This is a genomic window from Psychrobacter piscatorii (assembly GCF_043641605.1).
Taxonomy (GTDB): Bacteria; Pseudomonadota; Gammaproteobacteria; order Pseudomonadales; family Moraxellaceae; genus Psychrobacter; species Psychrobacter piscatorii_C.
Map to the genome: position 1 here is coordinate 155,311 of NZ_JBHZRK010000004.1, position 16,696 is coordinate 172,006.

Consider the following 16,696-nt stretch of genomic DNA (forward strand, 5'->3'; position numbering starts at 1 on the left):
TTTCTAAATTTTCGCAGTTGCTGCTATCACTAATAATAAGATATATCCATGCGCCTAATCGAACTCAGACTCAAAAACCTCAATTCTCTCAAAGGTGAATGGCATATTGATTTTGCTAACACCGCTTTTACCAATGAAGGTATCTTTGCGATCACAGGACAGACTGGCGCTGGCAAGACCACAATATTGGATGCCATATGTTTGGCATTATATGGTGAAACACCGAGGATCAACAGTATCAGCAAAAGCAGCAATGAAGTAATGACGCGGCAAACAGCGGAATGCTTCGCTGAAGTCGTGATTGATCTGAATGGTGAGCAGTACCGCTGCCGTTGGGGACAGCGCCGCGCTTATAATAAAGCGGACGGAAATTTGCAAGACGCAACTCATGAAATCGCTAGAATTCACGTTGATGATCCGTCGAAAGAGGATGAGCTGTTAGAGAGCACTCTAAAACATACCAAAAATAAAATCATTGAACTGACTCGAATGGATTTTCAGCAGTTCACTCGCTCGATATTGCTCGCTCAGGGTAGCTTTTCAGCTTTTTTGAAGGCAAAGGCTGATGAACGTGCTGATATTTTAGAAAAAATTACAGGCACTGATATTTATGCCACCATTTCAACACATGTTCATAATAAGAAGCGCACTGAAGAAGAGATATTGAGTAAACTGCAATACGGTTTAGATGGCTTGGCACTTTTAGATACCGAAGAAGAAGGTCAGTTAAGAGCCGATTTGCAGTCATATCAAAATACCCAGAATACGCATCAGCGAGAAATTCAAGATTTGGTCGAAAAAATAAAGTGGCTAGATAGCGTCACAGAAGCAAAAGAAAAGCTGAATGCTTATGAAAACGACTTGGTGCAGGCGCAGCAATCGCAGCAAGATTTTATCCCTAACGCTAGACGCTTAACCGCTGCCAATAAGGCGTTGGAGATTGACAGTCAGTTTATCAAGCTGACGAATGCGCGTACGCAGCACCAGCAGTACCGAAAAGATACAAAGCAGCTAGATGAACTATTACCAAAACAAAAGGCTGCATTGGAACAAGCTAAGGGGCTTCTTGACAATGCCATTGCTAACGTACACATCGCCGATGATGCCTTACAAACCGCGCTACCCGCTATTAAAAAAGCCCGAGATTTGGATATTGAGATTGCTCAGCAAGACCATACCTTGCGTGAGACGGAACGTTACCATGACACACTGACGACAGAGATTACGGATGCAAAGACTTCATTATACGAAAAACTGCAACACCGCAGCGCCCAACAGACCAATTTAGACAAGCTCACTAAGCAGCTAGCTAGTACCGCGCATTTGGCGCAATTAGATGGCGACATTGCTAACTTTGACAGCGATTGCCGCCGTCTAAAAGATTTAATACAGCAAAACTCAGTACTTTCGCAAGACAAGATACGCCAAACACGTGAATTAGAAGAACACAAAACCGCATTGGTAGTACAACAGCAACGCCAACAAGCACAAGGTGATAAAAATGAAGCCACCCGAGAGCAATTAACCGCATTAAAAAAAGTACAAAGCGAGCTGATTCAAGCACAATCGGTCACACAGATGCGTGAGACACAAGAGCAGATAGACAGCACTAGCCAGCAGATCGATCAACTGCGCTTTCATGACCAGCAGCGCAGTGACCTTGACGCACAAGTGACAAAAATCATGAGTCACATCGAGCAGCTAGAGAGTGAAATCAGTGGCTATGAAGAGTTGATTACAACAAAAAAAGCAAACCTCAAAAACACGCAAGAAAAGCGCCAAGACAAATCGGATCAGCTACAACTACAACAAAAGGTCATGGCGCTAGAGAACTATATTGCCGATTTACAAGACGGTAAACCTTGTCCTTTATGCGGTGCGCTTGAGCACCCTTACTCCCAAAATCACCCGCACCTTTTACCCAATGACGAAAACTTCCAATTAGCGCAGTATATTAGTGTTTTAGATGAACAAATTGCCGCGCTGAATAAGAGCATCACTGCCCAGCAGATTGAGCAGGCAAGTAAACGAAGTACGCTTGAGAGTAAAAGCAATCAGCAAGCCGAACTCAATGCGCAAATACAGCAGCATGACACCGCCATAACAGAACTGCTGTATGTCATTAGCCAGCAGATGAATGATGAAAACGTAGCTGACAGTACTATTGCCAACTTGATACAAACGTTACTGGCGTTGGGCAGTGATAACGACATTGCGCAAACACTTGCTGATAGTAAAGACAAGTTAAATCAGTATAAAAAAGAAATCGCAGATACTTTAGAACGCTACGAAAGCTACGGTGAAGACATAACCCGTATGCGTGAGACACTAGAGACAGCATCAAAAGACCAGCAAGCGTTGGTAAACGATATCTCTGAGCAGAAAACACATATTACCATCAGTGAAAACAACATAACAGGTATCGATAATAAGATTACAGAGAACTTTTCTGAACTACAAACGCTCATTACTACCATTTTGCAGCGCATTAACCCTTATGCTGCCAGTAGCTATCCGACAAAGGCGCTCAGTACCTTGCAACGTGCGCCCGATAATTTACAGATGTTATCAGCTAGCATTACACAACAAATAGTGCTGAGCGATGCGGATTATGACAGTTATCTTGAAGAACTACGTCAGCAGCGCCGCGCCCTCGTACAGCTAAAAGACGCTTTCGCTGAAGATAAGGACAAACAGCAGACAATACAGACCGACCTTGAACGCATAAAAGCATATATTGAGAATAAAGAAGCACAGCTCAAAAAAGATACCGATACGCTTAACAGTCTAATACAAGCGAAGAATAAACAGACAGCCGCACTAACCCAGTCCCAAAACGAACGCGCAGAGGTTTTTGAGGCGGCTGACCTAGAAGCAGCTGAACGTACGCTTAGAGACACGCTAGATCAAGCGCAAGAGACGCACAGTGTTGCCCAACGACAATTAGATACAGAAACGTATAATTTGCAACAGCTCATAAAGCAGCAAGAAAACTTAGCCAGTCGTATCGAAACAGCTACGCAAACCTTAGAAACGCAACATACCGCATTTGATAACGCACTTGCCGCCTCCAGCTTTGATACGGAAGCAGAGTTTTTGGCGGCGCGCTTGCCTATGGATGAGCGCAATACACTCAAGCAGCAGCAAGAACGTATTGATTATGCACTCAATCAAGCGCAATCCTTATTGAAAGAAACCGAGAAAGCATTAGAAGATAAACAAGCTAATCCGCTGACAACAGACGATAAAGAAACGCTTATCCAGCAGCAAGCGCAAGTCCAAGAGAAGCTTAATAGCTGCATTGAATCTATTGGTGCAATCAGTCAGCGTCTAAAAGACAATGAAGATAAAAAAAGCACGCAACAGCTGCAAATTGATGCCATCAACACCCAAAAAGAGAAGTTACAAGTGTGGCAACAACTGCATAAATTGATTGGCTCATCTGATGGCAAAAAGTTCCGTACCTTTGCTCAAGGCCTCACTTTTGATCTAATGGTTAATCATGCAAATACTCAGCTGCAAAAAATGAGTGATCGCTACCTGCTGGCTCGTGATGACAATAGTCCACTTGAGCTCAATGTCATTGACAATTATCAAGGCGGTGAGATCCGTAGTACCAAAAATCTCTCAGGTGGTGAAGGGTTTATTATCAGTCTTGCTCTGGCATTGGGGCTATCACAAATGGCCAGTCAAAACATTCGCGTGGATTCACTATTTTTAGATGAAGGCTTTGGGACATTAGATGAAGAGTCTTTAGACATTGCGCTAGATACGCTGACCAGTTTGCAGCAAGAAGGCAAGTTAATCGGGGTAATCTCCCATGTGCAGGCTCTAAAAGATCGTATCTTAACCCAAATAAAAGTAGAAAAACTTTCAGGTGGATTCAGTCAAATCAGTGGTCAAGGATGTCACAAAGTTGTCAGTGACAAAGCATCATAATTTAAGCTAGTCAGTTTGCTACTTTCTACTCTACTTTCGATTAAACGATTTTGTTTAGACAATAAAAAACCACCGAACATTAAGAACGGTGGTTTTTTTGAAAAGACGGATATTTATTTCTTACTGAGTAACTTATTATTTAGTGACTAAACCACTCAGCTCACTCATCAATACTGACAACGTTGATAGACCAATTTGACCTTCTTCATCGTTGCTATGCAGCTCATCTAACTTATTCATCTCCGTCGTGACTGCTGCCAGCTGATCGACGTGTCTTGCTCTCCATTCACTAAATGCTTGTTTGGCATCTGGTTTAGACAGTACCGCATCCATTAGCAGGCGCAAGCTGCGTGACAACTCGTTCACTAACGCATGGCGTGCACGGCGATCCCAGTAGTCTTGCTGTGGTAAATTGGCAATATTATCCATCATCCAATCTAACTGCAACACTTGATAGGCTTCAAAGTATAGGGTTGCAATCTCATCAACAGGACGCTCATATTGCTCAGCCAGCAATGCAGCATCAAGCGCATCGACATGATACGGTAGCATCGCAAATAAGGTAGCATCGTTGTCAGACAGATCTTTTTGCATCAAACGTTCGGTATCTTCTTGCAGATACTGTGCAAACTGCTGCTCAATAAAGCCACTTGGCTTAGTTAGCTTTTCAACACTTTCACTAAAGCGGCTAATCATATCAGCAACTTGCAAGTTTTGACCGAAGGCATTGATAAACCAGACCACACCGCGCTCAAGCACATCACGTAAACGTAGCTCAAGATTCAGCAGTAGTGTTGCTTCAACCTGATTATCTAGTGCTTCTAATGCTTGCCAAGCGCGCGATACGTTGAATACATCACGGCTAATCGCATAACCACGTACGATAGTCGCTAGTGATTGATCAGTTTCCTCAAAGAGACGGAATAGCGCTTCAATACCTAAGCGGTTGACCACACTGTTGGTCAAGTAAGTACTGATAATTTCACGATGCAAGCGGTGCTCAGTCATCTCGTCAAAGAAGCGTGACGCAAGCTCATCTGGGAAGTATTTACGTAGCTCGTTAATGAAGTACGGATCATCTGGTAAATCAGATGATAACAGATTGTCATAGACCCACATTTTGCCATAAGCCAAGACGACTGCGAGCTCAGGATTGGTCAGACCAGTATCTGCTTTTTGACGCTTCGTAATCTCTTCATCTGATGGCAGATACTCAATCGCACGATCCAGACGCCCTTCACTCTCTAACATTTGGATGAAGCGCTGGTGATCACTTAGATTGGCTGCGGCGCGAATATGGCTCAGCTCAATGGCTTGTGGTTGTAAGTAGTTCTGACGTAGTACCAATTCTGCTACGGTATCAGTCATACTCTCAAGCAATTCATTACGCTGCTTCAGCGTCATATCGCCTTGCTCGACCACTTTGCCAAGTAAGATTTTGATATTGACTTCATGATCCGAGCAGTTTACACCGCCTGAGTTATCGATGGCATCTGTGTAGATACGTCCGCCTGTTTGAGCGTACTCGATACGACCTTGCTGGGTCAGACCTAAGTTACCACCTTCACCAACGACGGCTGCACGTAGCTCATTACCATCGATACGTAGCGAATCATTTGCACGATCGCCAACATCGGCATGCGTCTCATTTGCACTTTTGACATAAGTACCGATACCACCATTCCAGATGAGATCGACAGGCGCACGTAATAACGCACTGATCAAATCATTCGGTGCAAGGCTGTCTGCACTGATATCAAAGAGCGATTTCATCTCAGGACTGATAGCGATGGTTTTGTCTTGGCGTGAGAATATACCACCACCTTGACTGATCAATGACGCTTCATAATCTGCCCATGAGGAGCGTGGCAGCTCAAACAAGCGTGCGCGCTCAGCGTACGAGGCCGCCGTATCTGGATTAGGATCAATAAAGATATGCAAATGGTTAAAGGCAGCAACGAGCTTAGTATGCGTTGAGAGCAGCATACCATTACCAAATACATCACCACTCATATCACCAATACCGACCACAGTAAAGTCGTCACGGTTTTGGATATCCATACCACGCATACGGAAGTGACGTTTGACCGACTCCCAGCCACCGCGTGCTGTGATACCCATTGCTTTATGGTCATACCCTACTGAACCACCTGAAGCAAAGGCATCATCCAGCCAGAAGTTGTACTCTGCTGCTAGCGCGTTAGCGATATCAGAGAAAGTCGCTGTGCCTTTGTCCGCTGCGACAACCAAGTACGGATCATCTTCATCATGACGTACTGTGTTGGCTGGCGGGACAATAGTACCATCGACAATGTTGTCTGTGACATCAAGCATACCGCGTAAGAACGTTTGATAGCAGGCAATGCCTTCTGCTTGGAATGCTTCACGACCATCAGCCATGCTTTTGGTTTTGACAATAAAGCCACCTTTAGAGCCAACAGGAACGATTACTGCGTTTTTGACCATCTGTGCTTTGACAAGGCCGAGTACTTCGGTACGGAAATCTTCCATACGGTCTGACCAGCGAAGACCACCACGAGCGACTTTGCCACCACGTAAATGTACGGCTTCGACGCGCGGTGAATACACAAATATCTCAAACATTGGCTTTGGTTTAGGCAAGTTTGGAATGTCTGCTGCCAAGAACTTAAACGACAAACGATCTTTGCGCTGACCATCGCTATCCACTTGATAGAAGTTAGTACGTACCATCGCATTGATCAAATCCAAGTACCAGCGCAAGATACGATCTTCGTCTAGGCTATCGACATCTGCTAAAGCAGCAGTAATTTGCTCTTGAATTTTCGTTGTTTTTTCTTGGCGCGTCTCATCACTATATTCAGGGTTCATGCGCGCATCAAACAAGCTGCCCAATGCCACACTGATATCACTGTTTTTAACGACAGTTTGTTGAATATAAGCACTAGAGAATGGTGCACGTGCTTGCAGCATATAGCGAGACAATGCACGCAATACGACGACATCGTAAGTGTCGAGCTTGGTCGTTAGTACCAATTCATTGAACGAATCGCTCTCAACACGGCCCGCCCAGATTTGCTTGAGGCTATCTTCGAACTGACCACGCACGACTTGCATATTGACCGTATCGACATGCTCTAGCGTCAATTCGTACTCTTGCATCCAGATAGGCTGCTCTGGCAAATCAAACTCATAAGTTTGTGCTGAGATAACTGACACACCAAAGTTTTCAAGTATTGGTAACACTTTTGATAGGATAACAGGCTGCTCACGACCGTATAGCTTTAGGTGAAGTTGGTTACGTGCATCGCCTGTCGACTGGTATAAATGCCAAAGCATTGGGTTTTCTGCGGTCAGTCCCGCCAGACGCTTAGTATCCTCAACTGCGGTACGAGCATCAAAACGCTCTTGGTACGCAGCAGGAATATAGTCTAAAAAGCGACGGTTTAAGGCGTTGGCTTGTTGCTCACCCACATTATCAAGCAGCACCTTTTGATAATTGTCATCCCATGACTGCATAAGTGCTGACAGTTTGGCTTCAAGTGTCGCGATATTAACATCATTCACCTGACCTGGCACTGTGCGCACATGGACATGAACGCGGGCGTGAGCAGATTCATTGAACTCAGTGGTAAAGCCTGAAGACATACCGTTGTAAGCATCTTTTAGAACGTTTTGTACTTTGATGCGTAGCTCAGTGTTGAACTTATCACGTGGGATATAAACTAAGCACGACACAAAATGTTGGTAATGGTCGATACGGCTAAATAAGCGTAAGCTCTTTTTGTCTTGTAATTGGCTAATACCTGAGACAATTGGGTATAGCTCTTCGACGCTGGCTTGGAACAGATCGTCACGTGGCAATGTATTAATCACATGCATCAATTTATGATGAGCATGACCATCACGTGGCAATTCTGCCATGGCCATAATCTTGTTGGCCTTTTCGCGTAATAGCGGTATTTGCTGTACGGTAAGCTGATACGCTTGTGATGTCAGCAAGCCGATAAAACGATATTCACCAATCAATTTACCATTATCATCGAACTTATGGATGCCCAAAAAGTCCATATATACCGAGCGATGTATCGGAGAGACGCGGCTTGATTTAGACAGCATCAACACGCGTGGCTCAGTCAATAATTGTTTTAGCCCTTTAGGCAGTTGATTGAAGCTTTCTGACAGCTTGTCTTCTTCTGAACCGCGCAATAGCCCAAGACCGCTATTGCCAATAGCAAATAAATCTAAATTAGTAGGTTCGGTGACTTCGATTTCGTGACCACCTTCTAAGCGGTACTCGCGATAACCTAAGAAGATAAAGTGATCGTCTAATATCCAATCTAAAAATGCTTGGATTTCTTGTTGTGAGTAGAACACTTCTGGCAGTGGTTTGTTAGACAGCTCAGCCTTAATGTCATTTAACTGCGCACGCATTTGTTTCCAGTCACCAACGACGGTATCAAGCGTGTCAATTTTAGACATGAGCATTTGTTGTAATGCTTCCAAGTTTTCATTATCTTGATAAGCAATTTCACAATGAATCAACGACATATGAGAAGTGGCACTTTCATGTGCGCCTTCAACATAAGTAATCTGGCCATCTTCATCGCGTTTAACACTTACGATGATATTGTAAGTACGATGCACATCAATACCTTCAGCTTCAAGGCTCATCAAGATCGTATCGACTAAAAATGGTCTATCATATGCCACGATCTGAATGACCGTGTGTGAGCTATGAAAGTGCTGCTCTTCTGCTAAGGGATTCAATACTGCCAGTTGTGGTTTGCTGCAATCGTAGGCTTTGAGCAATGTAAAGTGATGTAGCGCCATGCCCGCCAAGTCAACATTACTAATCGCCTCTGCAGTTTCTTGATGCAGCGGCTCATAGTAGCTATGGATAAAATGATCAAATAGCGATTTGTCTTTTTGTACATAACTGGTAGCAATATCGCTTATCTGGCTAATGCGCTCTTTTGCGATACTGAGGGAGTTTGGCATTGTCCTTCGTCCTTTTTATAGGTTTGGTTTATCTATTTATGTTTATCAATCTGTATTAATTACCGTCATTGCATATGGGGCTTATAACTTGTGATGCAATAGCAATATATTCAGTCACGCGACTTATTCTTTTATTATGACGTCTAAAGATTTTCTCCTTTTCTTACTCTTATTTTTATGAATATGTAGCCATCAGGATTTAATACCATCAATATAGTGAAGTTTAACGCACCTGCGACGCGAGCTAAAGCGTACAACATCATTTCATGAATCAGCGACATGTCGATAACCTTTGCTAATGAGACAATGATGTTTAATGCCATAATATTCAAGATTAAGTGCTGGCAAGTGGATACTCATAGTAATTAATACTGTTTTTTTGTTAGAATATGTCGATATATCTACGAGCGTACGAATAGCTCATTATTAACTTTAATGCTAAGGGCAAGAGGTATGATGAATATTTTGGTGATTGGTTCAGGTGGTCGTGAACACGCGCTGGCATGGCAGTGTGCAAAAGATGACAATGTCGAAAATGTCTATATCGCTCCTGGTAATGCTGGCACGGCCCTTGAACCTAAATGCCAAAACGTTGTCTTAACGTCTACTGATGCCAGCAAGCACAGCGCTGTTATCGAATTTTGCCAAAACAATGACATTGACATGGTCATCGTTGGACCAGAAGCACCTTTGGTCACTGGTATCGTTGATGCGTGCCGTGATGCTGGTATCAAAGCATGGGGGCCAACAGCATACTGCGCTCAATTAGAAGGTTCGAAAACCTTTGCCAAAGAGTTCATGGAACAGAACAATATTCCAACGGCGGCTTATCAAGGATTTACAGACGCTACTGCTGCCAAAGCTTATGTTGATGAGCAAGGCGCGCCTATTGTTATCAAAGCTGACGGGCTTGCTGCTGGTAAAGGCGTCATCGTTGCTGAGACTATCTCGCAAGCGCATGAAGCGATTGATGATATGCTAGCGGACAACAAATTCGGTGATGCTGGTAGTCGTGTGGTTATTGAGCAGTTCTTGCAAGGTGAAGAAGCCAGCTTCATTTGCATGATTGATGGTGACAATATCTTGCCAATGGCGACCAGCCAAGATCACAAACGTGCTTTTGAAGGGGATACGGGTCCCAACACTGGCGGTATGGGTGCTTATTCACCTGCGCCAGTCGTAACCAAAGACGTTCATGACAAAGTCATAGAGCAAGTCATTCAGCCAGTGGTTAATGCGATGAAAGAGGCAGGTCATCCTTATACTGGATTTTTATATGCTGGTCTTATGATTGATAAAGCAGGCGACCCTTATGTTATCGAATTCAACTGCCGCTTTGGTGATCCAGAGACGCAACCTATCTTAATGCGCCTGCAGTCATCAATGGTAGACTTGGTCGCACAAGGACTAGACGGTCAATTGCCTAGCGAAGCCAAATGGGACAACCGCCCTGCCCTAGGTATCGTAGTTGCATCGAAAGGCTATCCTGAAACATCATCGAAAGGCGATGTGATTGCTGGCTTGCCAGAGATGGACACTACGAACGATAATGCGGTTAAAGTATTTCATGCTGGTACGGCATTCTCGAATGACAATGAGAACGAAGTTGTGACTAACGGTGGTCGTGTATTGTGCGTGACTGCTTTAGCAAATAATATTTCTGAAGCTCAGCAAGCAGCACTAGCAGTTACTGCTGCGATTAGCTTTGATGGTGCGCAGTATCGTCGTGATATCGGACATCATGCCATTGCTCGTGAAAATGCTTAATGAATTAACGCTTGTCAGATAATGTGAATGTTTCACTCCATATGTCTGATTAAGCAAATATGACTGATACGCTATACATTATTTGACCTAGCATCATGCATGCCAGGTCTTATTTTTTGATATTCATTTTTGTGCCTATTTTTGATGAAATGCTCATGAAACATGAGATGGCGGCTTAACGACAGACCAGACATGAGCACAATTCTCAACATTAAATCGGCAAAATATCACGCAATTATTTTGACTTACAAAGTAACTATCAACAGCCTGTGTGCGCTCATAAAACCCATGCACTTTATATGATACAATTTTATACCCGTGCATCACATCTCCCTTGTATTGTAGGTCTCGAACCCGCAAATCAATACCAACTGGATGAATGATTATATTTATGGCAAATGATACGTCTAAACCTTCTAACAATAAGCAATCAATTGATAGTCTAAAAACCTCAGGGTTTGATCGCCGCATGTCGATTGCTAAAACCTCCTTAAATATTGGTCGTCGTTGGGCGGGTAATAGTGTGTCTGGCATGTTTTTGAATAAAGAAGCACGGACAGCACGTAATCAAGCATTTATGGAAGCTCAAGCGAGTTATCTGGCATCAGAGCTTGGTAAACTGAAAGGTTCAGTTGTCAAAATTGGTCAAATGCTAGCCATCTATGGTGAACATATATTGCCACCAGAGATTACGCGTGCCTTGCAAACGCTCAATGATGATACGGCGACGTTGACTTGGCCGACAATTGAGCAAACATTGCGCCAGCTATTGGGTGAAAAACTAAATGAGCTTGATATTGACCCTGTTCCTATTGGAACGGCTTCTCTTGCCCAAGTCCATCGGGCGACAGTATTAGCAACTGGTGAACAAGTCGTATTGAAGATTCAATATCCGGGTGTGGCAGATGCCATCAATTCTGATCTCGCCCTATTTAAGCGACTACTAAAGATAAGTAACATCGTCCCCCAAACGCGCGCTCTCGATGCTTGGTTTGAGGAAATACGTGACCTACTCCACCATGAAGTCGATTATGAAGCGGAAGCAGCAACAACAGAGCGCTTCTACGATCGTTTAAGCAATGATCCACGTTATATCGTGCCTAGAATTAACCGTAATTATTCAAAAAAACGTCTGCTATGTATGTCATATGAGCCAGGTATCACTGTCGTGTCTGAAGCACTACAGCTGTTGCCTCAGGAGCGCCGCAGTGCGATTGGTCAAGCTGCCATCGAAATTATGATACAAGAGATTTTTATCTGGGGTGAAATGCAGACAGACCCTAATTTTGGTAACTATTTAGTTCGAGTTAGTGAAAGCACAGACGATATTGATAAACTTGTTTTGCTAGATTTTGGTGCTATTCGCCAATTTGACAGTAATTTGCTTACGATTGCCCGTGGACTATTGAGGGCAGGATATCACCACAACCATCAGGCGATGACTCTAGCCATGACGGGTTATGATTTCTTCGATAGTATGAGTGATAAAGTACGCTCTGATATTGCCTCATTGTTCCTATTGGCTACCGAGCCGTTCAGTGATCCTGAAAAAAACGATGACATCCCTACAGATTGTTTGGATGAGCAAAATCGCTATATTTGGGCCAATAGTAAACTGCATTCACGCTTATCTACTAAAGCTACTCGTGCGATGCAATCTTTTGAATTTAACCTTCCTCCAAAAGAGTTTATGTTTATTAGCCGTAAATTTATTGGCGCATATACCTTCTTAACAGTACTTGATGCACACACTAACCCTAACACTTTGGTAAAACCTTATTTATAGTTTCTAATAGCGTGAAATTTTGGCCGTCCTTTAGTGACGGCTTTTTTCGATTTAGATCTTTTTGCTTAGGCTATTTTATGTTTAATCTTCACACTATATGGTGACGGTGCACTTCTAGTTATATTTTTGATTGCTTAGGCTATTTTTTTCGCCTATTATTAAGCTTGCCAGTTATCAAACCTTGTTTTATACCATTTCGGCTTACGGATGCTTAGCTCCCAGCATACCTCTTGCCGCGCTAGATACTTCACTTCAAAATGCGTACGCTGGCTGTCGACAGGCACTCGGTAACGAGTATTTGGCAGGCACCAAAGCTTAGCTGCTTGATGCTCTGCATTGTCCATATAGGATTCAATATTGGTGACCAGTATTATCTCTCCCCCTACTTGCAAGCGAGATAACAGAAACTCAAAAAAGGGCATATTTAGCCATTGCTGATTGGGATTATGCTGTTCAGGGTTGGGATAAAGAATAAATATTTTAGCCACACTATTGGGTTTTAGCGCATGCACCGTCCAAGCAATCGCATCTGCATGGATCGCATCTAGGTTCGGTAGGTCTTGTAGTGTAGCCAGCTTTGAGAAAGCATCAAATTTATTGCGTGTGCGCTCAATGGCGATCAAATGCTTATCAGGATTTTGCACGGCAAAGCTAAGTGCGTGCTTGCCCTTCCCTGCTCCAATCTCCAAGATTAACGGCTTTTCGTCTTTATTATCACTGATGATTTTTGGAATAATAAAGTCGCGCGGTGCGGAGAGTCTTTGTGGTTGAAAGGCACGCGCTTGCTGATGCGTGAACTCGATATTGTCTGTCATCTACTATCCTTAAAGCATTTGTCTTTTGTCATTATTCTGCCCCATGCTATTATATAGCCAATCTAATTGAATAGTAATATAACGATAACTAGTACCCTCAATTCATCACAATTTATATGATAATAAATAACTATCGTGCGCAAATGATACTAATAACATTAAGGATACATCCACCTTTATTATGACTGACTCTAATACCAACACTGCACCCAAAACCTACCCTTGCCCACGTTGTGGCACTCAAACTGCTTGGCAAGACAACAAATATAAGCCGTTTTGTAGTAGTCGCTGTAAGCTGATCGACTTAGGTGCTTGGGCAAATGAAGACTACACGTTACCTGCAGAAACCACACCTTTCTCTGACGAGCTATAACCTCCCCCTTTACTCAATTTATTATACCAAGGATGTTTTACATGTCTGCTACTTACCTAATGCCCACTTATAATCGTCAACCTATCAGCTTTACCCGCGGTGCAGGCAGTTGGCTCTACACAAAAGACGATACGCCATACTTAGATGCCTTAACTGGTATCGCGGTATGTGGACTAGGACATTGCCATCCACAAGTGACCGACGCTATTCAACAGCAGGCAGCGACCTTGGTTCATACCAGCAATCTATTCGGTATTGACTGGCAAGAGCGTGCAGGAGAGATACTATGTACGTCAGCTCAAATGGATAGCGTGTTTTTTGCCAATAGTGGCGCTGAAGCAAATGAAGCCGCATTAAAACTTGCACGCCTGTATGCGTCGCAACAAGGCTTTGCACGTCCAAAAGTCATCGTGATGGAACAGTCATTTCACGGCCGTACATTGCTATCACTATCGGCCACTGCTAACCCAAAAGCCCGCGAAGGGTTTTATACGCTAGATGACGACTTTATCCGTGTGCCGTTTGGTGACATTGCGGCGGTAAAGCAAGCGGCTTTAGATCATGAGGACATCTGCGCCATTTTTGTAGAGCCGATCCAAGGTGAAGGAGGTCTTAATACTGCGGCCAATGGCTTTACTTACTTAGAGGAGCTACAAGCAGAGTGCGACGCACATAACTGGCTATTTATGCTTGATGAGGTGCAAACAGGTAATGGTCGTACTGGTAAATATTTTGCTTATCAGCATAGCAATGCGCGCCCTGATGTATTGACGACCGCAAAAGGCTTAGGTAACGGGTTCCCAGTCGGTGCTTGTATGGTACGTGGCCGTGCCAATGGTTTGTTTGGTGCAGGGAGCCATGGCTCTACTTACGGTGGTACGCCATTAGCCAGTCGCGTGGTACATAGCGTGTACGATGTACTTGCAAATAGCGACATCATGGAGAATGCGGTGACGGAAGGATTATTTATCCGAGAAAGCCTAGTCAATGCACTAGGACAACATGGTGTAAGTAGCCGCGGTGCTGGAATGATGATTGGTATTGCACTGCCAGAAGACATGGATTGTAGCCAATTGGTAAATCGTGCCCGTGATGAGCAAAAACTCATCATCAATGTGACAGGTGGCCATGTGGTGCGTTTGCTACCACCGCTCAATATGAGCCGTGATGAAAGCACACAAGTCGCTGAACGCTTGATCAACTTATTAAAGCCAACATTCTAAAGCTTGCTTGAATATATAGCATGTAATAAAAAAGCCTATAGATAACGATATCCATAGGCTTTTTGCTGACCGATTATTGAAACAACCAATATTTAGTCTAAATAATACTTAGTTGGCATGAAAATATTTCTTCAGTACTTCTAGGCAACGAGTGATTTTAGCTGGTTGTTGATCGCGGTTTAAAGTAACGGCATATAGTACAAAGCTCGGCAACTGATAACCAGTCAATACCTCTACCAACTCTCCGCTCTCAAGCTCTTTTTTGATGTCCATTTCCATCATTCTAACCAGACCATGACCTTCTTTAGCTAAGGTTGTCGCCATAAAGACATTGTTGGTATAGATACGTGAGTTCATTTTTACACGCGTTTTTTTGTTGGTCTCTGTCTGAATCATGTCAATCTGATTGGCATCTTTCATGATTTCAATACAGATTAACTGATGGTCAGCCAATTCTTTAGGCGTTTTCAGCTTAGGATGCTGACGCAAGTACTGAGGTGAGGCAACAAGTAACTGGCGCACATCTGTGAGCGGATGGCTGCTCAAGCTTGCGTCATTAATCGATGGACTCATGCGAATCGCGATGTCGATACGCTCGTCAATCATATCGATATAATGATTGTCAGCGAGATAAGTGACACTCAGATCATCATGTGCAGCCATCCACGTAGAGAGCGCTGGCAATATATGATTTACGCCAAGCTCAGGCGTCGTCGACACCCGTAGACTACCTGCTAGCTCATCACGCAATTGATTAACTTTGATTCGACCTTGCTCAGCCGCGCTGACCACATCTTTTGCAGACTCATAAAAGCTCTCACCAGCTTCTGTCAAGCTTAGCTTACGAGTTGAACGATGCAATAGCACAACGCCAAGCTCATTCTCTAGTGAACGAATTTGCTGACTGACTGCACTCGTTGTAATACCAAGCTCACGAGCTGAGCCACTAAAAGAACCATGTCCGACCACACTGGCGAACACAGCCATACCGCGTAAATTATCCAACATATTCTCACCTAAACTTCATTTCAGTTTTTAATATAACTTAACCCATTATAACGAATTTTAATTTATATTATCGTTACTTAATATTTTTCTCTTACTTGAGAAAGCCCATTTGACCCGCAATAAAAACAAAAATATCAAGGCGATAGTGTGATATCGCCTTGATATTTTATATAAAACTACGTTTAAAACCTATCTATATTTTTAAATAATTTTAACAACAGCTTTTTTTAAAACTTAATATAATTGTACTTTACCCATTTTTCCTTCACCACGTTCAGTCAAGTATTGCATTACTGGGGTGTGTAGCAACTTCGTCTCAGCAACCGTTTTTGCTTGCTCCAAACGTTTTTGCTGGCGACGCTCCGGTGTTTTATCATCACTTTGCATAATACTGTTGTCAATTTTCAAATCAATTTCTGCACTTGTGAACTGTTGCTGTAGCTTAGCAGCTAACTGCTGAAAAGTGACTTGCAAATGCTTACTATCAACACTGGTCAAAAACGTAGCTTTGCCATTGCATTGACCTATCATTGTACCTTGCCGTGCTAAAGCCAGCTCGTCCTGTGCCAGTACGTTGTCTTCACGAGCAGTTTGTAACCAGTAATCCCATTTTTCTGAATTCCACTCACCCGTCAGCTCTTGAGGCATACAACGCAGTAAGGTGCGTGGGTCTTCATCAAATGATGATATTGATTGAGAATCATTTTCACCAGGCTCAGCAATTGGCTCAGGCTCAGCAATTGGCTCAGGCTCAGCAATTGGCTCAGGCTCAGCAATTGGCTCAGGCTCAGCAATTGGCTCAGGC

At 43.4% G+C, this 16,696-nt stretch carries 8 protein-coding genes and 1 pseudogene; 5 read left to right on the plus strand and 4 right to left on the minus strand.

Going from position 1 to position 16,696, the window contains the following annotated elements:
- The first annotated feature begins 48 nt into the window (after window positions 1–48).
- Window positions 49–3,939 carry an AAA family ATPase gene (locus ACHUET_RS05545; protein WP_394211334.1) on the plus strand — a complete coding sequence of 1,297 codons (3,891 nt, stop codon included), beginning with the start codon at window positions 49–51 and terminating at the stop codon, window positions 3,937–3,939.
- 135 nt (window positions 3,940–4,074) lie between these two features.
- On the opposite strand, the gene ACHUET_RS05550 is transcribed toward ACHUET_RS05545, so the two are convergent.
- Window positions 4,075–8,919, minus strand: coding sequence for an NAD-glutamate dehydrogenase (locus ACHUET_RS05550; RefSeq protein ID WP_394211336.1), 4,845 nt, complete (start codon window positions 8,917–8,919; stop codon window positions 4,075–4,077).
- 456 nt (window positions 8,920–9,375) lie between these two features.
- On the opposite strand from ACHUET_RS05550, the gene purD reads away from it, so the two are divergent.
- Together purD and ACHUET_RS05560 are read left to right on the plus strand one after the other, a co-directional pair.
- Complete coding sequence (gene purD, locus ACHUET_RS05555) at window positions 9,376–10,686, plus strand: phosphoribosylamine--glycine ligase (protein ID WP_394211477.1); 1,311 nt, start codon at window positions 9,376–9,378, stop codon at window positions 10,684–10,686.
- Between the two features lie 391 nt (window positions 10,687–11,077).
- Window positions 11,078–12,472 carry an ABC1 kinase family protein gene (locus tag ACHUET_RS05560; RefSeq protein ID WP_394211338.1) on the plus strand — a complete coding sequence of 465 codons (1,395 nt, stop codon included), beginning with the start codon at window positions 11,078–11,080 and terminating at the stop codon, window positions 12,470–12,472.
- A gap of 158 nt (window positions 12,473–12,630) precedes the next feature.
- Here ACHUET_RS05560 and ACHUET_RS05565 read toward each other — a convergent pair whose 3' ends face one another.
- Window positions 12,631–13,287 (minus strand): class I SAM-dependent methyltransferase, encoded by a 657-nt coding sequence (locus tag ACHUET_RS05565; protein WP_371532108.1) that lies wholly within the window; start codon window positions 13,285–13,287, stop codon window positions 12,631–12,633.
- A 181-nt stretch (window positions 13,288–13,468) separates the two neighbouring features.
- Between ACHUET_RS05565 and ACHUET_RS05570 the strand changes: the two genes are divergently transcribed.
- Both ACHUET_RS05570 and ACHUET_RS05575 read left to right on the plus strand, forming a co-directional pair.
- On the plus strand, window positions 13,469–13,660 hold the full coding sequence (locus ACHUET_RS05570) for a DNA gyrase inhibitor YacG (RefSeq protein WP_238038265.1): 192 nt from the start codon (window positions 13,469–13,471) through the stop codon (window positions 13,658–13,660).
- Between the two features lie 41 nt (window positions 13,661–13,701).
- A complete protein-coding gene (locus ACHUET_RS05575; RefSeq protein WP_394211340.1) occupies window positions 13,702–14,883 on the plus strand; it encodes an aspartate aminotransferase family protein in 1,182 nt (393 codons plus the stop codon).
- A gap of 108 nt (window positions 14,884–14,991) precedes the next feature.
- On the opposite strand, the gene ACHUET_RS05580 is transcribed toward ACHUET_RS05575, so the two are convergent.
- Both ACHUET_RS05580 and ACHUET_RS05585 read right to left on the minus strand, forming a co-directional pair.
- Window positions 14,992–15,891, minus strand: coding sequence for a LysR family transcriptional regulator (locus ACHUET_RS05580; RefSeq protein ID WP_371532105.1), 900 nt, complete (start codon window positions 15,889–15,891; stop codon window positions 14,992–14,994).
- Window positions 15,892–16,125: 234 nt separating this feature from the next.
- Window positions 16,126–16,696, minus strand: a pseudogene (locus tag ACHUET_RS05585) (DNA polymerase III subunit gamma/tau); the annotation flags it as partial.

Coding starts and splice junctions, on each gene's coding strand:
- ACHUET_RS05545 (WP_394211334.1), top strand. CDS start 49: ATGCGCCTAATCGAACTCAGACTCAAAAACCTCAATTCTCTCAAAGGT.
- ACHUET_RS05550 (WP_394211336.1), bottom strand. CDS start 8,919: ATGCCAAACTCCCTCAGTATCGCAAAAGAGCGCATTAGCCAGATAAGC.
- purD (WP_394211477.1), top strand. CDS start 9,376: ATGAATATTTTGGTGATTGGTTCAGGTGGTCGTGAACACGCGCTGGCA.
- ACHUET_RS05560 (WP_394211338.1), top strand. CDS start 11,078: ATGGCAAATGATACGTCTAAACCTTCTAACAATAAGCAATCAATTGAT.
- ACHUET_RS05565 (WP_371532108.1), bottom strand. CDS start 13,287: ATGACAGACAATATCGAGTTCACGCATCAGCAAGCGCGTGCCTTTCAA.
- ACHUET_RS05570 (WP_238038265.1), top strand. CDS start 13,469: ATGACTGACTCTAATACCAACACTGCACCCAAAACCTACCCTTGCCCA.
- ACHUET_RS05575 (WP_394211340.1), top strand. CDS start 13,702: ATGTCTGCTACTTACCTAATGCCCACTTATAATCGTCAACCTATCAGC.
- ACHUET_RS05580 (WP_371532105.1), bottom strand. CDS start 15,891: ATGTTGGATAATTTACGCGGTATGGCTGTGTTCGCCAGTGTGGTCGGA.